Raw genomic sequence first — 19,763 nt, forward strand, 5'->3', positions numbered from 1 at the left:
CTCGCTCCGGCTTTTTGACTGCTTTTCCGGACCCCCCTCATGACCCCCAAGATCAAACTGTCCTGCAGAAATGTTTGGAAATTCTATGGTGGCAACGCTGAGACGTTGTTGCGGCGTACGCCTAGCCCCTCTGCGGACGACATTCGAAACGCAGGTGTCATCGGGGCAGTTCGCAATGCCAATATCGATATCGCTGAAGGTGAAATTTTCATCATCATGGGGTTGTCCGGGTCCGGCAAGTCCACTCTGGTACGCTGCCTGTCGCGGTTAATCGAGCCGACGGCTGGAGAGGTTCTGTTTGACGGGGCAGACCTGCTGCGGGCCAGCGAAAAAGAGTTGATCGAGATCCGCCGTCATAAGATGGGCATGGTGTTCCAACACTTTGCGTTGCTACTACATCTGACCGTGTTGCAGAACGTCATGTTCCCGCTGACCATTCAGGCCACGCCCAAATCAGAAGCCGAGGCCAAAGCGCGCGAAGTGGTTGAGCTTGTCGGCTTGAAAGGGCGCGAAGACTACTACCCGCGGGAACTTTCGGGTGGGCAGCAGCAGCGTGTCGGCATCGCGCGTTCGCTGGTGACAGAGCCCGACTTGTGGTTTCTGGATGAGCCCTTCTCGGCGCTTGATCCTCTTATTCGCCGTGAAATGCAGGATGAGTTCCTGCGTCTGCAGGAGCGCCTGCACAAGACTATCGTCTTCATCACTCACGACTTTGAAGAGGCCGTGCGTCTGGCTGACCGCATTGCAATCATGAAAGATGGCGAAGTGATCCAGATCGCCACGCCGGAAGAATTGGTGATGAACCCTGCCACCGATTACGTCGAGGAATTCACCCGTCATATTCCGCGCTCCAAGGTCCTGACCATAGGGGGCATAATGAATTCTGGTACCTCGGGCGAAGGAGAGCCGATCCCGCGGGCAACACGTGTGTCGGATGTGGCTGAAAAGATCATCGCCTCGGACAACCCAATCCCGGTATCAGATGACAGCGGCCAGATTGTTGGAACGATTGATCGCAAAGCCGTGGCTCGTGTGCTGTTTGGGGAAAGGGGCGCGGCATGACTCGCCTCAATCGCAGCCAATTCGTCATTCTGACGCTTGTGCTGATCACGATTGTGCTGGGGTATTATGGGCGTGATTTGGGCAAGGCGCTGGATGCGCGTTGGTTGACCAAGTTCCCCTCCGCGTGGGTGATCCCCTTCAAAAGCTACATCTCAGCGGCGATGACCTGGTTGATCGAGGATGCTGCCATCGGGCCGATTGCCTTCACCGATGTGACCCGTTCTGTCGCTTGGTTGATCGAACAACCTTATAATCTCGTTCTGGCATTGCTGGCGGATGGATTTGTCAGTGGTCAAGGCAATGAGGCGACTGTGATCCTGCCCGCAATTAGTTGGATTGTGGTTATTACTGCCGTGATCGCGCTGGGTCAGTATTGTCGTGATTGGGCGCTGGCCGCGCTGGTCGGGGCCTGTTTCATCTATCTGGCCGTCTTCGGGCAATGGGATAGCGCAATGGTGACGCTGGCCTCGGTCCTGATCGCAGTGCCGATCGGTGCGGGTGGCGGGCTGATGCTGGGTATTCTGGCCTATCGTCATCCGGTTTTTGAAAAGATCATCTCGCCCATTCTGGACCTGATGCAAACGATCCCCATATTTGCTTATCTGGTGCCGATCCTGTTCATGTTTGGTTTTGGCCCTATTTCCGCACTGGTGGCCACAATCATCTATGCCACGCCGCCGATGGTGCGGATCACCACGCTGGCGCTAAAGGCAGTTGACCCCGAGATTCTGGATTTTGGTCGCATGGCGGGCACGACCCATCGGCAGTTGATGTGGCGGGTCCTGGTGCCTTCGGCCAGTCAGAGTTTGATGGTAGGCGTCAATCAGGTGATCATGCTGACGCTGAACATGGTGATCATCGCTTCGATGATCGGAGCCGGAGGGCTTGGCTTTGACGTCCTTGCCGCGCTGCGCCGTCTGGATATTGGCGCAGGGTTCGAAGCTGGGATCGCCATTGTCGTTCTAGCGATCGCTGTCGATCGGCTGAGCCAAGCCTTTGCCGAGCGGATGGGGCAGGTGCATCACGAACAGCCGGGCTCGTGGGTGGCACGCCATCGCCGCACGGTACTGGTGCTGATCCTGTTGGTCGTCACTTGGGTATTGGGCCAATTCTCGTCCCTGCTGCTGGAATATCCTGAAAGCCAGACCATCACCACGGGCGCGTTCTGGGACAACACGGTAGAGTATCTGAACGTCAACTATTTCGACGTGTTCGAGGCAATCAAGGTCTTCTTCCTGACCTGGTTCATGATCCCGATCAAGACGGTTCTGCTGGGTATACCCTGGCCCTGGGCTATCGCGATGCTGACCCTTCTAGGCTGGCATGCGGGTGGTTGGAGACTGGCGCTGCTGTGCGGCGGAATGGCCTCGCTGATCTTGGTTTCGGGCCTGTGGTCCAAGGCGATGGTGACCGTCTATCTGTGCGGGGCATCGGTGATCCTTGCGACACTGATCGGAGTGCCTCTGGGTGTGCTGGCCGCGCTGAATAAGAGGGCAGGAGCGGTGATCAGCCTGCTAATCGACACGCTGCAAACCTTGCCTAGCTTTGTCTATCTGATCCCGGTTGTCATGCTGTTCCGCGTTGGCGATTTTACCGCTCTCATTGCCATCGTCCTCTATGCGCTGGCTCCGGCGGTGCGTTACGCAGCCCATGGCGTGCGCTCGGTCAGTGAAGATCTGATTGAGGCCGGTCTGGTCTCGGGCTGTACCCGCACGCAATTGCTGCGCCATATCCGCCTGCCGATGGCCCTTCCGGAAATCCTGCTGGGCGTAAACCAAACGATCATGCTGGCGCTGTCTATGTTGGTCATCACTGCTCTCGTAGGTACCCGAGACCTGGGGCAGGAGGTCTATATTGCCCTGACCAAGGCAGACACGGGCCGGGGTTTGGTAGCCGGCCTGTCGATCGCCTTTATCGCCATCATTGCCGACCGGCTAATCAACGCCGGTGCCCGTCAGGCCCGAATTCGCTTTGGACTGGAGAATTAACATGAGCCAATCCGACCTGATCACCCGCATTCGCACCCTGCCGATCTGGCAAGGCGAGATCGAGGCCACGCCTCTGACCGGGGGTATCACCAATGTAAACTACAAGGTCACCGACAGTAGCGGGTCCTATGTAGTGCGCGTGGGGGATGATATCCCTCTGCATCAGGTGATGCGGTTCAACGAATTGGCCGCGAGCAAAGCCGCTCATGCGGCGGGCTTGTCGCCCGCCGTGGTTCATGCGTCTGACGATCTGACGGTGTTGGAGTTCGTCGAAAGCCGCACCCTAACGGAGGAGGATGTGCGCCATCCCGACATGCTGCCTCGCGTGCTGGATCTAGTGAAGGCTTGCCATACCGAAATGCCCAAGCACCTACGGGGCCCGTCACTGGTGTTCTGGGTGTTCCACGTCATCCGCGACTATGCCGCTACACTCTCGGAACGTGGCAGTACCCATTCGGCTATGATCCCTGATCTGGTGAAAACCGGTGACAGGCTCGAAGCCGAGGCGGGGCCATATGACATGGTCTTCGGCCACAACGACCTGCTCTGCGGGAACTTTCTGGATGATGGCAACCGCCTGTGGCTGATCGATTTCGACTATGCCGGGTTCAATTCGCCTCTATTTGATTTGGGGGGGCTGGCCTCGAACAATGGTCTGTCTCCCGAACAGGAAGATTGGGTGCTTGAAACCTACTTCGATACCCCCATCACCGACGACCTGCGCCATCGCTATACGGCGATGAAATGCGCCTCGCTGCTGCGCGAAACCATGTGGAGCATGGTGTCCGAGATCACCTCGGATATCGAATTCGATTACGCAGCTTACACAGCCGACAACCTCGCGCGGTTCCGCGCGGCCCTGACCGATTTCAAAAATACCTGAGGACAGACATGACCGACCTTCCGAAAACAGCCAAAGCCGTCATTATCGGCGGCGGGATCATCGGGTGCTCAACCGCGTTTCACTTGGCCAAGCTGGGCTGGACCGACACGGTGCTGCTGGAGCGTAAGAAACTGACCTCGGGCACCACCTTCCATGCCGCCGGTTTGGTCGGGCAGTTGCGTTCGAATGCAAATATCACGCAGCTGCTGGGCTATTCCGTCGATCTCTATAACAAGATCGAAGAGGAAACCGGGCTGGGCACCGGTTGGAAAATGAACGGCGGTCTGCGTCTGGCCTGTAACGAGGAGCGCTGGACCGAGGTCAAACGCCAGGCCACCACCGCGCATTCATTCGGTCTGGACATGCAGTTGCTGACACCGTCCGAGGCGCAGGAATTGTGGCCGCTGATGGATGTCTCGGACGTGATTGGAGCGGCCTATCTGCCGACCGATGGTCAGGCCAATCCTTCGGATATCACGCAGGCGCTGGCCAAGGGCGCTCGTATGGCCGGGGCGAAGATTTTCGAGGATACCAAAGTCACTGATATCGAGATCGAAAATGGCAAGATCCGCGCGGTGATCACCGAACATGGCCGGATCGAATGCGAAAAGGTGATCTGCTGCGCCGGTCAGTGGACCCGCACTTTTGCCGGTCGCTATGGCGTGAACGTGCCGCTGGTACCGATGGAACACCAGTATATGGTTACCGAACCGTTTGATGTGCCGTCCAACCTGCCCACGCTGCGCGACCCGGATCGGCTGACATATTACAAGGAAGAAGTCGGCGGGTTGGTTATGGGCGGCTATGAACCGAATCCGATCCCGTGGGCAACAAAAGGCATTCCACAAGGGTTTCATTACACGCTGCTCGACAGCAATTTCGACCATTTCGAACAGTTGATGGAGTTGGCGTTGGGCCGCGTGCCCGCTTTGGAAAACGCTGGCGTGAAAACGCTGACCAATGGACCGGAAAGCTTTACGCCGGACGGCAATTTCATCATCGGCGAGGCGCCTGAGCTGAGTAATTTCTTTGTTGGCGCAGGCTTCAACGCATTCGGTATAGCAGCGGGCGGCGGCGCAGGTATGGCGCTGGCCGAATGGGTGCATAAAGGCGAACCTCCCTTCGACCTATGGTCCGCTGATATCCGCCGCTTTGGCCGCCCGCATTTTGACACCGACTGGGTGCGCACCCGGACCGTCGAGGCCTATGGTAAACATTACACGATGGGCTGGCCGTATGAGGAACATGACTCAGGCCGTCCGTGCCGCAAGTCGCCGCTTTTTGACACGCTGAAATCGCAGGGCGCGTGTTTTGGGGAGAAACTCGGTTGGGAACGCCCGAACTGGTACGCGGATGCGTCGCTGGGTGAGACGCCCAAGGACGAATACAGCTTTGGCCGCCAGAACTGGTTCGACGCCGTGGGACGGGAACACAAGGCCGCGCGCGAAGCGGCAGTGCTGTTCGACCAGACTTCGTTTGCCAAATTCGCGCTGAAAGGCCCCGATTCACTGGCCGCGATGAACTGGATATGCGCCAATGATGTGAATAAGCCGGTGGGCTCGCTGGTCTATACACAGATGCTTAACGACAAGGGCGGGATCGAGTGCGACTTGACCGTGGGCCGCGTCGCGCATGACGAGTTCTACATCGTCACCGGCACCGGGTTTGCCACGCATGATTTCGATTGGATCAACCGCAACATTCCCGACGGGATGAACTGCCAGCTGTTCGACATCACCTCCTCCAACGCGGTTCTGTCGCTGATGGGACCAAAAGCGCGGGATATTCTGTCGGCAGTGACCCGCGACGATGTCTCGAATGGAGGGTTCAAATTCGGCACGATCCGCACCATCGGTATTGCTGGTTGCCCGGTCAAAGCGCTGCGCGTGACCTATGTAGGCGAGTTGGGTTGGGAACTGCACCTTCCGGTGGAGTATGCTCAAACCGTCTATGCTGCGTTGATGGCGGCCGGACAGCCGCATGGTCTGATCAACGCCGGTTATCGTGCCATTGAATCGCTGCGGCTTGAGAAGGGTTATCGCGCCTGGGGCTCGGATATTGGGCCGGATCACACGCCGTTTGAAAGCGGGTTGGGCTGGGCCGTGAAGCTGCGCAAGGATATTGATTTCAAAGGTCGCGTGGCCTCTGAGAGACAAAGGATCGAAGGCGTCAAAAAGATGCTGGCCTGCTTTACTGTGGATCCGGATGTGGTGTTGCTGGGACGCGAGACCATCTATCGTGATGGCATGCGCGTCGGTTGGCTGACCTCGGGCGGCTATGGCTATACGGTCGGGAAATCCATCGGCTACGGCTATATTCGAAACCCAGATGGTGTTGACGCTGATTTTGTCACCTCGGGCACATATCAGCTGGAGGTTGCAACCAAGCGCGTTCCTTGTCAGGTCACTCTGCAACCTCTCGTTGATCCGAAGATGGAGCGCGTCAAAACGTGACGCTGAATGTGCAAGAAATGATCTCGATTGAGAACCACGCCAAGTCAATCTCAGCAATCGCTTCGGATGCGGCCATGCGCTATTTCCGAGGGCGATTGGGTGTCGAGTTCAAACAGGATGAAAGCCCAGTTACCCAAGCCGACAAAGGCGTCGAGGCCGAAGTACGTGCCTATCTGACCCAACATTTTCCGGATCACGGTGTTTTTGGTGAAGAAGAGGGTAAACAGGACGGTGACGGGCGCCACATGTGGGTCGTCGATCCCATCGATGGCACCCGCTCGTTTCTTTCGGGGCACCCTTTGTTCGGGTTTCTTTTAGCGCATCTCGTCGATGGGAAGCCGAAGTTGGGTGTCGTGGGGATGCCTGCACTGAACGAGACTTTCGTGGGCATGGTTGAAACGGGTGCAACGCTGAATGGACAGCCGATCCACGTCTCAGGCCAGATCGCGCTTGATCGTTCAATCCTTTACGTGAACGAAGGCGACAAGATCTACCGCGACCACCCCGGACTCTTCGGTCGCTTGATGCAGTCCGGACAAACCCGCCGCTTTGCCTATGACTGCTACCCGCACGCGTTGCTGGCGGCCGGACACGTGGACGCAGTGGTGGACTATGACTTACAGCCCTATGATTTTCTGGCACTTTCCCCGCTGATTGAAGCTGCGGGTGGGGTGATGACAGACTGGCAGGGACAACCACTGTCGCTTGCTTCTGATGGTGCCGTCATTTCCGCGGCAACTCCGGAATTACACGCCCAACTTCTGACCCTTTTGAACGCTTAGCGCATATCAGCGATAACCGGGCTTTAAGGCGATCTCGGATCCAAAAAAAGAAAGCGGCCCCGTGATTTTCTCGGGGCCGCTTAGCGTTAGGACTTTTTTATTTTCCGCGTTTTTCGCGGGTGAGGCCGATGAAAATCGACAGACACATCAGCATCAGCACAATGGCAAACGGGAAGCCCGTTGCAACTGCAGCGGCCTGCAAGGCGCCAAGGCCTCCTCCCAGCAACAATACGATCGCGATTGCACCTTCGAGGATACACCAAAACACGCGTTGAGCGGTCGGGGCGTTTGTCTTTCCACCTGCGGTGATGGTGTCGATCACTAGAGAGCCCGAGTCGGACGAGGTGACGAAGAAGACCACCACAAGGATGATGCCGATGAAGGATAGTAGACCTGTCATCGGGAAGGCCTCGAACATGGTGAACATTTTCAGTTCCAGCGCTGCGTCAGACAGTGCTTGGCCTGTACCGCTCATCACTTGGTCAAGGGCTGCGCCACCAAAGACGCTCATCCACAGGGTTCCGACAACGGTCGGGATCAGCAACACGCAGACTACGAACTCGCGCACGGTCCGACCACGCGAGATACGCGCGATGAACATGCCAACGAAGGGCGACCAAGAGATCCACCAAGCCCAATAGAAAGTCGTCCAGCCTTGCATGAAGTTTGTGTCTTCACGGCCCATCCAGTTCGACAAGGACGGCAGTTGTTCGACATAGTCGATCAGGCTGTTGAAGAAACCGCTGAGGATCAACATGGTCGGGCCAACGACAAGTACCAGCAACAAAAGCAGAGCTGCCAGGATCATGTTTGCCTCGGACAGGCGTTTAACGCCTTTGTCCAACCCGGCTACAACTGAAACCAGTGCGAATACTGTGATCAGGATGATCAACAGCACCTTCATTCCATCGGTCACAGGCACATCGAACAAATAGTTCAAACCAGCCAGTGCTTGCGTCGCGCCCAGACCGAGCGAGGTCGCAAGGCCGAAGATTGTGGCAAACACGGCCAGAACGTCAATGATATGCCCCAGCGGGCCCCAAGTGGCTTCGCCGAAAATCGGGTAGAACACCGACCGCATTGTCAGTGGCAGACCGCGGTTAAAGCTGAAGAATGCCAGTGCCAACGCGACAACTGCATAGATCGCCCAAGGGTGCAGCCCCCAATGGAAGATGGTCGCGGCCATTGCCAGATCACGGGCCTGTTCCGGGTTTCCCTCAGCCGCGCCCAAAGGCGCCCAGTCGGTGCGAAGGCCGTCTTCCGCAGCAATCCCGCCAAGGGACGAACCGTAGTGAGAAATCGGCTCGGCCACACCCCAGAATACCAGGCCGATGCCCATGCCAGCGGCAAACAGCATCGAGAACCATCCCATGTAGCTGTAATCAGGTTTGGCTTCGGCACCGCCAAGACGGATCGAGCCCAATGGGGTGACGATCAGGAACAGGCAGAAGAGCACAAAGATGTTGCACGCGATCATGAACACCCAGTCGAAATTGCTGGTCAACGCGGGCCTGAGCCACCCAAAGAACTCTCCTGCCTCTTCTCGGAAGACCAACGAGAAAAAGACAAATGCGACGATAGTCAGAGCAGAGACTGCAAAGACCGGGTTGTGGATATCCAACCCCATGACCTGGACGTTATCCTGTCCAACCTCATAGTCAGTATCCGTACTTTCTGGGGGAATCGGTTCGGTGCCGTCCGACATTTAAGCTCTCCTCTTCTGTGCAGGCGGAAGATCAGAAATAGTCGTTGAAATTGGTCCAGCAGATAAGGCCAATTACTAACCAAAAGCGACATTGTGTCGGTTTTCGTCAGGGTAATAACTTGAATGGAAGCCTTTGGAACCTATGAAGTTGCGGCCACGTCAATCACCTGCTTGGCAGCGCTCAGTCGGCAGGGCGTGCAGTAACTTGTTTAGATTTGATGCTGTCAGGTTCGGATATTAGTCGCCGGTGTAAAGCCCTTTTAGAACATATTCGGCGGTGCTGGGGCTGCTAGCAAAAGGCAAATCGTACACAATTGCCAGTCGACTCAAAGCTTTGACGTCCACGTCATGCGGCATAGGTGACATCGGGTCGATGAAGAAAATCAAACCGTCAAGCTTTTGTTCACAAATCATAGCGCCAATCTGCTGGTCCCCACCCAGAGGGCCACTTTTCAACGCGGTCACCTCCAGATTAGGCAAAGCATCGCTGATGCGACCGCCGGTGGTTCCTGTTGCGTATATATGCGCATGTTTAAGCCTATCGCCATTGGCTCGTGCCCACTCCACCATCAAATCTTTTTTGGCGTCATGGGCAACCAGAGCCAACCTCAGGCGCTTATTGGATGATCTGTTCGACATAGCCTTGCCCCCGGGATCGAATACTCTCTCTTTTACATTGCAGAATAGCCGCCATCCACAGGATAGACTGCACCCGTTACGAACGTTGCCTCTTCAGACAATAACCAAGAGACCAGTGCACCGACCTCAGAAGGTTGCCCCCAACGATCCAAGGGTGTTCGACTCAAGATTGGCTGGTTGCGTGTCTGATCCGCGCGCAGCGCTTCCGTCATTTCAGTTTCGATCCATCCCGGCGCAACAGCGTTGACGCGTATGCCATCGGACGCCCACTTGCCGGCCAAGGCTTTGGTCAGTTGCGCCACCCCACCTTTGCTGGCGGAGTAAGCCGGAACCAGGGGTCCACCAAAGAAGCTCAGCATCGAAGCCGTGTTCACGATGGACCCACCTGATGCAGCCAACAAGGGCTGCGCAGCCAGACAGCAGCGCATGGTCCCGGTCAGGTTGATGTCGATGACTGTTTCAAATGTTTCGATCTCATATTCAGCGCCACGCGCAAGAATTCCTGCGCAGTTGACCAACCCATCCAGTTTTTCGATCCTGTCAAAGAATGCTTTTACGGCCTGAGTATTGCGCACATCCAGCTGCTCGGAGGCGTCATTGGGGTGCTTCGCAGCATAGGTCGAGACCTCATCCGCTCCAACACCGGTCGTCGTCACGCGCCAGCCTTTACGGCGCAACTCATCCGCGATACCAGCGCCGATACCGCGGGTTCCGCCTATGACAATGGCATGTTTCATGGGTCAGTCTTCTTCCGACAGAAACGCTTCTACCGCATCCTTGCGCGGCATCGGAGCAACCGCCCCGAATCCCTGGGTCGACAAGGCAGCGGCCGCGTTGGCATAGCGGGCGGCTCGGAACGGATCATCGCCAGCCACAATGCGCGAGAGGAAAGCACCATCAAAAGTGTCTCCAGCTGCGGTGGCGTCAACCGCCTCAACCCGACGGCCTTTAACGCGTTCACGTCGTTCGGGCGTAACAACGAGAGTGCCCTCGGCCCCGAGGGTCAGGGCCACTATTTTTGCACCAAGATCCAGGTAAAAATCGGCGATGGCATCCGGGTCAGTCAAGCCGGTCAACTGCGTAGCATCATCCAGACCGGGCAAGGCAATATCGCACTGCGCCATCGCTGCATGGGTCACGGCCCGCGCGCGTTCGATGGGCCAGAGCTTCAGACGGAGGTTGGTGTCGTAAGACACCAAGCCGCCGGCTTCTTTCACAATCTTGATGGCGGCAAATACAGCATCTGCGGCCGTGTAGGAAATCGCCTGGCTAATACCTGAGACATGAAGAATTTTGGCGGATCGCAACGCTGTCTCTGGCAAGTCTTCTACCGCCATCCGGCTGCTGGCGGACCCTGCGCGAAAATAACTGAACTCATGCCCATTTGCGCCATGGGTTACGAAGTAAACCCCGGTATGAGCATCGGTGACCTGACGTACGGTCGAGGTATCGACCCCTTCTGCTTGCCACAAATCCATAAAGGAATTGCCGAACGTATCCGCGCCGATACGCGTCACATAGCCAACGGATGCCCCCTGTCGCGCGGCGGCGATAGCGCAGTTCGAGGTGTCTCCGCCATGTCCGGGCAGATAGTTGCCGTCCGGCTGCTGGTTGAACTCCAACATCGGTTCGCCAAGGCACAGAATATCGGGGGTCATTGTCATCTCATCTCGGGTAAAGGGGCCAGCCCGAGTGGGCTGGCCAAGTTATATGGGAGGATTATTCGGCCGTATAGCTTTGGCCGACACCCGGAATCTTCCAGATACGGAAGTTCGGGATTTCGGGATTTTCGAAATTCATGTCGCCATCGACCCAGATATGCAGGTGGTTCGAGACTACATACATCTCACCGTCCGGTCCCCAGGCCAGCGTGTCGGGCCAGTTCATTTCCGGGTGGTGGACGAAACGGCTTACCTGACGGGTGGATTCATCGAACTTCATGATCCCGTCCAGCGACAGCGCGGTCATGTAGATGTTGCCCGCGTTATCGGCGGTCATCCCGTCGGTGTTCGAAGGTAGCACGGCGGCAACCTCGACCGCATTTTCGATTATCGTCTCATTGGATTCAAAATCGCGCAGGATTTCTGTCGGCAGACTGTAGAGGTGATTGCCGGTCAGGTTGGTCCAGTAGAGCGTATCTTTGTCGCCCGACAACGCGATGCCATCGGCACCGGTGCGCATGCCCCCCTGTTTCAGAACAGGGCGATCGTCGATGTTGAAAAAGAAACTCGGCTCGTCATTGGTGAACCGGTGTTGGTCCAGAATGCGGCGCACCGAATTGGTGTTGCTGTCATAGACGATCAGGCCACCATGAAGCGGATCGCAGAAGATGCCGCTGTCGGCGATGTATGCAAAACCGGTGTCGTTATCAACGGCCAGATCGTTCAGGAAAGAACACTGGCGATCCGCTTCTTCCGCAGTGAAGATGTAGCGCTGGATTTCCTTGTTCTCTTTTAGGTCCCACAGCACCAGCTTGGCGTCGCCATCCTCGAACGGAGGGCCTGCCACGTGGCCCTGATCCAGAATCCACATCACGTCGTTGCGGTCGATCTCGAACCCTAACACGGCTTTGAGACCATCGGAGTTCGACATGCTGTTCATATCTTCGGACGGAAACGCTTCTAACTCCCACGTTTCACCGTTCTTGATCAGTTTGGAAACTGTTGAGGGAATCTCAGCCCCGCCCCAACGAGCGGTCGAGACATAGATGTTGCCCTGGCTGTCAACCTTGGCGCCCTGAACCAGCGCCTTGCCGAATATCTCGCTGCTTTCCCAGGCGGATTTTGTTGCTACATCCTTGACTGCATAGGGCAGACTGTTCCATTCCGCGACAACCTCGGGCCCGTTCGCGAGCGCGGGGGTAGCCAGAACGGCGGTAAGGGCCACCGTGTTGAGCATTCGTTTCAGCATGTATTCCTCCCTTGCTGATGTCTGGTGTTCCGCAGGCTGTTGCAGCAGCCTGCGGAACGTTTGTTTTTAGATGCGACCGTACTTTGCCAAGCCTTCGCGCAGCGAGCCGCTCTCGATGATCAAACGCGCCTGTTCGGCTTCGCGTTCATCAATCTCACGTGCCATTTCCAGGATGGCTTCGGCGTGTTCGCTGGGCACGGAAACCGCACCGTCGATGTCGGCGACAATGATGTCACCTGGGTGAACGATGACCTCACCCATCGCGACTTCGACGTTCGAAGCCAGCGTACGAATGCGGCCCAGCGTAGTACCCGGGCTGACGCAGCGGGAATAGACCGGGAAGTCATAGTCGCGCTTGATCTCAACCAGATCGCGGACACCACCGTCCAGAACAGCACCTTCGTGCTTGTTGGCGACAGCACCGGCGGTCATCAGACCACCCCACAGCGCCACATCGGTGGTGCCGTTGGTCGAGATCACGATGACCGAACCGGCCTCGGATTCGTCAATGGCGTCCAGCGCGTGCTGGGGCGGCAGAAATTCGTCGGTGGGGCCTTCAAGAATGGTTACAGCCGGGCCAACGATCTTTTGTTCGTTGATGCGGGGTTTGATCGACGCGGGCAGAAATCCGGTCTTGCCTGCGATCTTGTCCACGGCATCCGCGACGGATGCCGTCGCCACTTCGCGAAACCCGGCAACGAGTTCTTGAGTGTTCATGAGTTTAGTCCTCTTAGATCAGGTAGTTAGAAAGCGGGGCGTCTCACCACGGGTTTTTCCAGCTTTTGGGCTGATCCCCGTTGAGAACGCGGGTGATTTCTTCGGCAGCGTTGCGTTGCAGAACCGCGACCGACCGTTCGGAATACCAGGCAGCGTGGTCGGAAACGATGGTGTTGGGGCTGCGCAGCAGTGGATTGTCGGGGGCAACAGGCTCCTGTTCGAACACGTCGATACCGGCACCAAAAACGCGGCCCTCGCTTAGGGCTTCGGCCAGGGCGGCCTCGTCGACCAAACCGCCGCGCGAGACATTGATGACAATCGAGGTTGGCTTCATCAGCGCGATATGGTCGGCATCCAGAATATGCCGCGTCTCGGGCGTCAGCGGGGCGTGCAGGCTGATCACGTCAGCGGTTTCGCAAAGCTCGGCAAGTTCCACTTTGCGCACGTCCGCCGCGATGGCCGCGTCGTCCGGCAAATAGGGGTCGAACACCAGAACTGATGAAAATCCCAGCGCCCGGAACTTCTGCGCAGCTTGCAAACCGATCTTGCCACACCCGATCAGACCCAGCGTGGCGTTTTCCCGACTGGGGATAAGGGCCGCTTGGCCGATGCCCCATTGGCCTTGTCGTACCTCGACGTCGCGCGATGGGATACGCCGCTGCACCGCCAGATACAGCGCCAGCGCGTGTTCACTGACTTCGGTTTCGGCACCATAGTCGGGAACGTTCGCAACATAGATACCGCGTGACTGAGCGTAGTCCATGTCGATGTTGTCGACGCCCACTCCATAGCGGACGACGACTTTCAGGTTAGGGCAGGCGTCGATCACAGCCGCATCCACGGTGCGTTCCCGCACGAGGATCGCGACGGGATCCAGCGCCCGTAAAGCTGGGACCGCCTCAGTCTCCGGCTCAACCGGCGCGATCTGAACGTCCTGCTCGGCCAGCACCGAGGCCTCGGTGCCGTAGGCGGCATAGCCTGGTTCAAGAATTGCGATGGTTTGGCGGGTCATGTGACGGTCCCTCGGCCTGGGTTACTGGGCCTTGTAGGCTTCAACAGCTGCGTCGAGACGATCGGGCCACTCTTCGCCAATCTCACCGACAATGTACTCGCGAACAGCGGGTTGGGCTGCGGCGCGGAACATGGCCTTCTGCTCAGGGCTTACCGGAACAACTTCCATACCTTTCTCAGACAGAATCGCGGTTGCATTCGCGTCCTGCGCGGCGGTCATACCGCGGTGGATCGTCTTTGAGATTTCTACACACTGCTCGACGGCTTTTTTCTCGTCGTCCGTCAGGCTTTCGTAGAACATGTCCGACATCAGGTAGGCGTGCCAGCTGAACACGTGCCCATCCAGCGAGACGTATTTCTGGTGCTGATAGAGCGAGGCGTTGACGATGTTGGTCACACCGTTTTCCTGCCCATCCACAACACCTTGCTGCAGCGCGCCAGGCAGTTCCGGCCACGGAACTGGGGTTGCCGAAGCGCCTAGGCTTTCAACCAGAGTCACCCAGACCGGCGCGGTCATCACCCGCACCTTCAGGCCTTCCATATCTGCAGGCTCGGCCACGGGTTTGACGTTGTTGGTGAAGTTGCGCACGCCGTTGTCGGCCACACCAAAGCTGCGAATACCGGTTTTGGCCAGCATGTCTTCGGCCAGCGCGTCACCGAAGTCGCCGTCCATAACCGCCCAGGCCATCGCCTGGTCGTCGAACAGATACGGCATCGCCAGGACCGAGAAGGGTTTGTAAACAGCCGAGATCGGGCCATCGTGAATCGCTGCCATCTGAACGGTGCCCAGCTGAAGACCTTCCATGATCTCGGGTCCGCCACCCAGCTGCGAAGCCGGGAAGATCTGGACGTCAATCGAGCCCGAGGTCTTGCCCTCGACACAGGCCTCAAAGGCCAGCGCGGCGGCGTGTTTGGGCGAGCTCAGGTCAGCGGCTTGAAAATGTGCGTATTTCAGTTCCTTGGCCGAGGCAGCACCTGCGGCGGTCATCGCAGCAACAGCCGTGGCCGTCATCAGTTTCGACATGGTTTTCATGAGGTTCCTCCCTTTCATGTCAGTTCGCAAATCCAAAGAAGTTGGGGATGAAAGTGCTGACGCTCGGGACAAGAATGACCAGAAGCAGCACCACAAGTTCAGCCAGCAGCAGCGGCAACACTGCTTTTGACAGGCGTTCGATTTTCAGTTGTCCGACCGTAGCGATTACAAACAGCACCGGGCCAACCGGAGGTGTGATCATGCCAATAGTCAGGTTCAGCACCAGCATCATGCCGAATTGAAGCGGATCGATCCCGGCGGAATAGGCGATGGGGCCAAGGATCGGCGTCAGGATAATTAGCGCGGGCAGAGTGTCGATGAAGAAGCCGCAAATCAGGGCGAAAGCCGCCAGAATGAACAGGATGCCAAGACGGTTGTCAGTGATCTGGGTGATCAGCTTGGCCAGTTCTTGCGGGATTTGCAGGTAGGTCAGAAGCCAGGCAAAGATTGACGCCATCGCCACAATCAAAAAGACCGAAGATGTCACCACGGCAGCTCGCACAAAAGCGGCATATAGCGTGCGGAAAGTGAAGGCGCGCAGGACGAAGCCAAGGAACAGAGCGTAGGCCGAAGCCACCGCGCCTGCTTCGGTCGGAGTGAATACACCAAACAGAATACCGCCCAGAATAATCGCAGGCATGATCAGGGCAGGGATTGCCGTGAGGGTTGCACTACGCAATTCGGTCATAGTCGCGCGATGGTCGCGCCCGCGATAACCATAGCGGCTAGAGACGAAGTGGTTGGCGATTGCCAATGCGACACCTAGCAGAACGCCCGGCACGATCCCGGCCAGAAACAGCCCGGCAACTGTCACGCCATTGGTTGAGATCGCAAAAATCACAGCCAGAATTGATGGTGGAATAATTGGGCCGATGGTGGCTGTCGCGGCCGACAAGGCTCCGGCATAGTTCTTCTCATACCCCGCCTCGCGCATCATGCGCATGACGATGGCCGAGGGTCCCGCCGCATCTGCCAATGCGGACCCACTGATCCCGGCAAACAGCATTGAAACAAGGATGTTCACATGCCCCAGCCCGCCGCGTACGTGGCCAACAAGAGCATTTGCGAACCGCAAAAGGGCGTTGGTCAGGCCGCATGCCGTCATCAGCTCGGACGCCAGAATAAAGAATGGCACCGCCATCAGGGGAAAGCTGTCAATGCCAGCGAACATGCGTTGGGTTGCCACCAGTGGGTTTAGCGAGCCGTCGATGAAGATCGCCGCAAGCCCGGCGATCCCCATGGTAAAGGCGACAGGGACGCCTAGAAACAGAGTGGCAAAGAAGAGAATGATCAGAGTTTTTGCCACAGCTCAGACCTCCGCCTCGTCGCCATCGGGGTTTGGGCCGTGTTCAAAATCTTGGTCGACAAAGCGTTTGGCGAAGAAGGCGAGTTGGATCAGGAACAGCGCGCACCCTATCGGGATCGCCAGATAGGGGATGCCGCGAGAAATTCCGGTGGACATGGTTTCTTTGTTCCAGCCGAATTCGACGAACTGGATGCCCAGCCAAAGCATCGTTGCCATGAAGCCGAACATGACGATGACGATGCCCCAGCGCAGCAGCCGAGCCAGAGCATCCGGCAACAGATCAGGAAATGTGGTGATCGCAACCAACCGGCCTTCACGTAGGGCAAGACCGGCACCGCAGAATGCACCCAGGATCATCAAGTGGCGGGCGACCTCTTCAACCCAGGCCAGAGACGTGCCTAGCCCGTATCGGCCGACCACATTGGCGAAGACAATTGCAAAGACCGCAGCCAACGCTAGGGCGACCAGCGCGCGGTTCAACACAACAATCCATGTCTCCAGAGTTTGCAAAGACGCCCCTCCCATTGCCGTCTCTTTGTGAGAATCAAAACTGGCATACAGTATGCTAATGTGTCAACACTAACATATTGTATGCTAGATACAGGGCTGCTACTGTCGAACCGAGGAGAGCGACATGGGCTTATTCAACAGACCGAAATCATTGACGGAATTGGTTACCGAGAACCTGCGTGAACGGATCATCAAGGGTGAGTTCGAACTTGGGGAGCAATTATCCGAGGCGAGAATCGCCAAAGATCTTGAGGTCAGCCGGACCCCGGTTCGCGAGGCAATCAACCGGCTTGAAATGGAAGGTTTGTTGGTCATCGAACCGCAACGCGGCTCGTTTGTGTTCAACCTTGAACCCGAAGAACTGGCAAAATTGTGTGACGCTCGCGTCTGTCTGGAAACCGCAGCAATGACAGCAGCCATGCAGACCAATCAGCACGCATTGCATTCAGAGCTTGCCGATTGTGTCACCAGAATGAAAGTCGCCCGAGAGGCCGGAGACGATGCCGAATACCTGTCTCAGGATACTGTGTTTCACCAGAGCCTGTTCAATTGTGCCGACAATAGGTTTCTTAACGACGCATACCAAACGATTGCCCTAAAAATGGCCGCGCTACGCAGCCGTTTGGGCCATCACCCTGATCACATGGAGAAATCCTACCGCGAACATATCGAGTTGGTCGATTGTGTTGAAAAGGGCGATATCCCGAAGGCTCTGTCCATCCTAAAGCTGCATATTGACCGGAAAGAGGGTTCCTATTGGAATGACGCTACCAAATTGGATGCTGCGTCGCCAAACCGTTGATGGCGAGTCATGCAAACCAGCTTGAGGCTTGCAGTCTCCGTTTTGAATAAAGGCAGGGTAATAACGAGTGGGAGTCTTTGTTTCCCCGTTGTGAATGCGGATGAAACCTAACGTTGACAGAAATCTCGGGTTACACGATAGTTTCAGTCAACACCCTGATAATCAACATGATTTGTGAGCAGACTTCGAGAACTTTCAAGGTTGATCTGTCCACACCGAGCATAAGTAGCCACCTTTTGATCCATGCTGACTTAGGAATTTCCCGATGACCCATCCGGCAACTGCGACCACTATGAACGATCTGATGAATGGTGAGCTCAGGGCAGCGCACCTGTATTGGCAGGCTGGCGCGTGGTGTGTCGAACGCAACTTGAACGGCTGCTCGGACCTTCTGTTGAGCCATGCGGATGAAGAGCTGACGCATATGAAAAAGATGCTCAACTACCTTATTGATTGCGAGTGGCCGATCCGCTTCAAAGCCTTGCCGGAACCAAAGGTTGAGCCGAACTCGGTACAAGAGTTGTTTCAGTTGATCCTAGACCACGAAAAGAAAGTGACAGATGGGATCAACGCGGCCGTGAAAGAGGCTCAGGCTTCGGACGACCACAGCACCTTCGAGTTCCTGCAATGGTTCGTGATGGAGCAGCGTGAGGAAATAAAGATATTTCAGGGAATTATAGACCGGATCAAATTGATCGGGGACGGTCCGCACTCGCTCTATTACATTGACAAGGAAGTTGCCGAAATCTCAGCAAAAATGGAATCTGGCGGCGACGGGTCCGTGGCCTGATACCTTCTTGGCCACTATGCGTGCCGGGCACTCAGGCGAATTTGAAGAGCAAGAGCGGCAGACGCAAAGAGTTCTTGGGATCGTCACCTGGAGGCCCTAGCGGACGGGCAATTTGGCTCAATACCACCGATTGAAACAGCTTTACTGGCAAGTTCTTGAATTTTTTCCTACATCCTCTGTGCGTACGCGGGATGCAACGCTCGCTATTCTTTCAGGTCGTTAAACGGTTTTGCCTAACGTGCTGCCAGTTAACACAAACAACGAGACCTGACTCATGATGACAGCAAATCCATTTACAAATCGCGTATCCAGCCTTTCCGGTCCCGCGCGTGATGTTGTACCCGTTGTACCCTCTGACACGGTGGATATGGCCAACACAGCAATCGGTCTATACGTCGAAACAGGCGGTACTGTGGTAATGACCACAGAACGGGGTGAGACACGAACAGTTCAGGTTACAGATTTTTCTATCCTTCCTGTCGGTGTCTTGCGGGTGCACTCCACTGGCACAACGGCGTTGGGAATTCACGCAATGGTTCTGGCATGACCCAGACCCCGGTGATGCCTGTATAGCACCTACGCCTCGCGAGGTTGGTACTCCCGTGTTGTCGCTCGTTTTCGAGCGGCGGTGTCAACGGCTTTCAGAGACACTTCGCCAAGGTTTTGGCTGCAAATTGCGCGATCCTTGCGGTCAGGTCCGGACCGCGCGGCAAGGAAGTTCTGCTCGTGTATCAGGATACTCTTCAGAGATAACACGACTTTTGACAACCTCAGAGACTTGGGATGTGTCCCAATCCGAAGGCACCTGTCGGTGCTGGCACGGTACATTTTAGACAAACTGACGCTTGACCAATTAGGAAATTGCACAGGTGAGGCAGTTCTTTGCACACAAATCAGGGGTCATTGGCTGACTTGAGCAATCGTTGCCGCTTAACGGCGTGGGTGCTCTGCCAACCCGAAAACATCCACAGCTCTGTAGCTGAAGCAGGTATATGCCGCACATGAAACAGCTGTTTTCCGGAATCGGCGACGTCATATCAGCAGGGATATTGCTGAGGTTTTTAATTCACGGCGGCGTTGATTGGAGTTGTTATGAGGGATGGGGTGATTTGTGAGATGGTGCGTCCCCATCGTGTTACGGGGTTTTCTGCGATGAAGATGATGTCGTTGTT

19 protein-coding genes are annotated in these 19,763 nt (G+C 56.5%); 8 read left to right on the plus strand and 11 right to left on the minus strand.

The annotated features are described in order from the left end of the window. Positions 1–39: 39 nt before the first annotated feature. Genes ABLN94_RS17340 through ABLN94_RS17360 form a run of 5 tightly spaced genes read left to right on the plus strand, consistent with a single transcriptional unit; the run spans position 40 to position 7,168 of the window. Positions 40–1,062 carry a quaternary amine ABC transporter ATP-binding protein gene (locus ABLN94_RS17340; RefSeq protein ID WP_352994673.1) on the plus strand — a complete coding sequence of 341 codons (1,023 nt, stop codon included), beginning with the start codon at positions 40–42 and terminating at the stop codon, positions 1,060–1,062. Further along, positions 1,059–3,050, plus strand: coding sequence for an ABC transporter permease (locus ABLN94_RS17345; RefSeq protein WP_352994676.1), 1,992 nt, complete (start codon positions 1,059–1,061; stop codon positions 3,048–3,050). Before ABLN94_RS17340 ends, ABLN94_RS17345 begins: the two co-directional genes overlap by 4 nt. Position 3,051: 1 nt before the next feature. Beyond that, positions 3,052–3,933, plus strand: a complete 882-nt coding sequence (locus tag ABLN94_RS17350) for a phosphotransferase (protein WP_352994678.1) — start codon at positions 3,052–3,054, stop codon at positions 3,931–3,933. An 8-nt stretch (positions 3,934–3,941) separates the two neighbouring features. Beyond that, positions 3,942–6,386, plus strand: a complete 2,445-nt coding sequence (locus ABLN94_RS17355; protein ID WP_352994679.1) for a GcvT family protein — start codon at positions 3,942–3,944, stop codon at positions 6,384–6,386. A 17-nt stretch (positions 6,387–6,403) separates the two neighbouring features. Further along, the gene (locus ABLN94_RS17360; RefSeq protein ID WP_352994733.1) at positions 6,404–7,168 is read left to right on the plus strand and encodes an inositol monophosphatase family protein; all 765 of its coding nucleotides are present in this window, start codon (positions 6,404–6,406) and stop codon (positions 7,166–7,168) included. Between the two features lie 97 nt (positions 7,169–7,265). Here the strand turns inward: ABLN94_RS17360 and ABLN94_RS17365 are convergent, their stop codons facing one another. The 10 genes from ABLN94_RS17365 to ABLN94_RS17410 all read right to left on the minus strand — a co-directional run bounded on the left by ABLN94_RS17365 (position 7,266) and on the right by ABLN94_RS17410 (position 17,014). Next, a complete protein-coding gene (locus tag ABLN94_RS17365) occupies positions 7,266–8,873 on the minus strand; it encodes a BCCT family transporter (protein ID WP_352994682.1) in 1,608 nt (535 codons plus the stop codon). A gap of 237 nt (positions 8,874–9,110) precedes the next feature. Then, positions 9,111–9,512, minus strand: coding sequence for a methylglyoxal synthase (locus tag ABLN94_RS17370; protein WP_352994685.1), 402 nt, complete (start codon positions 9,510–9,512; stop codon positions 9,111–9,113). Between the two features lie 32 nt (positions 9,513–9,544). Then, on the minus strand, positions 9,545–10,249 hold the full coding sequence (locus ABLN94_RS17375) for an SDR family NAD(P)-dependent oxidoreductase (RefSeq protein WP_352994687.1): 705 nt from the start codon (positions 10,247–10,249) through the stop codon (positions 9,545–9,547). A gap of 3 nt (positions 10,250–10,252) precedes the next feature. Continuing rightward, complete coding sequence (locus tag ABLN94_RS17380; protein WP_352994690.1) at positions 10,253–11,170, minus strand: sugar kinase; 918 nt, start codon at positions 11,168–11,170, stop codon at positions 10,253–10,255. A 61-nt stretch (positions 11,171–11,231) separates the two neighbouring features. Then, positions 11,232–12,422 carry an L-dopachrome tautomerase-related protein gene (locus ABLN94_RS17385; protein WP_352994693.1) on the minus strand — a complete coding sequence of 397 codons (1,191 nt, stop codon included), beginning with the start codon at positions 12,420–12,422 and terminating at the stop codon, positions 11,232–11,234. A 66-nt stretch (positions 12,423–12,488) separates the two neighbouring features. Then, a complete protein-coding gene (locus ABLN94_RS17390) occupies positions 12,489–13,139 on the minus strand; it encodes an RraA family protein (protein ID WP_352994696.1) in 651 nt (216 codons plus the stop codon). Positions 13,140–13,182: 43 nt separating this feature from the next. Beyond that, positions 13,183–14,151 (minus strand): C-terminal binding protein, encoded by a 969-nt coding sequence (locus ABLN94_RS17395; protein WP_352994699.1) that lies wholly within the window; start codon positions 14,149–14,151, stop codon positions 13,183–13,185. A 21-nt stretch (positions 14,152–14,172) separates the two neighbouring features. Next, entirely contained in the window at positions 14,173–15,183 is a 1,011-nt protein-coding gene (locus ABLN94_RS17400) for a DctP family TRAP transporter solute-binding subunit (protein WP_352994702.1), read from the minus strand. Positions 15,184–15,202: 19 nt separating this feature from the next. Beyond that, complete coding sequence (locus ABLN94_RS17405) at positions 15,203–16,489, minus strand: TRAP transporter large permease (protein ID WP_352994705.1); 1,287 nt, start codon at positions 16,487–16,489, stop codon at positions 15,203–15,205. A gap of 3 nt (positions 16,490–16,492) precedes the next feature. Further along, entirely contained in the window at positions 16,493–17,014 is a 522-nt protein-coding gene (locus tag ABLN94_RS17410; protein ID WP_352994708.1) for a TRAP transporter small permease, read from the minus strand. A gap of 109 nt (positions 17,015–17,123) precedes the next feature. Between ABLN94_RS17410 and ABLN94_RS17415 the strand changes: the two genes are divergently transcribed. The 3 genes from ABLN94_RS17415 (at position 17,124) to ABLN94_RS17425 (ending at position 19,138) form a co-directional block, all read left to right on the plus strand. Further along, on the plus strand, positions 17,124–17,801 hold the full coding sequence (locus ABLN94_RS17415; protein WP_352994711.1) for a GntR family transcriptional regulator: 678 nt from the start codon (positions 17,124–17,126) through the stop codon (positions 17,799–17,801). A 265-nt stretch (positions 17,802–18,066) separates the two neighbouring features. After that, entirely contained in the window at positions 18,067–18,591 is a 525-nt protein-coding gene (locus ABLN94_RS17420) for a ferritin (RefSeq protein ID WP_352994714.1), read from the plus strand. Positions 18,592–18,865: 274 nt separating this feature from the next. Further along, the gene (locus tag ABLN94_RS17425) at positions 18,866–19,138 is read left to right on the plus strand and encodes a spike base protein, RCAP_Rcc01079 family (RefSeq protein ID WP_352994717.1); all 273 of its coding nucleotides are present in this window, start codon (positions 18,866–18,868) and stop codon (positions 19,136–19,138) included. A 514-nt stretch (positions 19,139–19,652) separates the two neighbouring features. On the opposite strand, the gene ABLN94_RS17430 is transcribed toward ABLN94_RS17425, so the two are convergent. Further along, the coding region (locus ABLN94_RS17430; RefSeq protein WP_417750530.1) for a hypothetical protein at positions 19,653–19,763 on the minus strand (111 nt) is incomplete at its 5' end.

Origin of the sequence: Ruegeria sp. SCP11 (genome assembly GCF_040329455.1) — a bacterium.
GTDB lineage: Bacteria > Pseudomonadota > Alphaproteobacteria > Rhodobacterales > Rhodobacteraceae > Ruegeria > Ruegeria atlantica_E.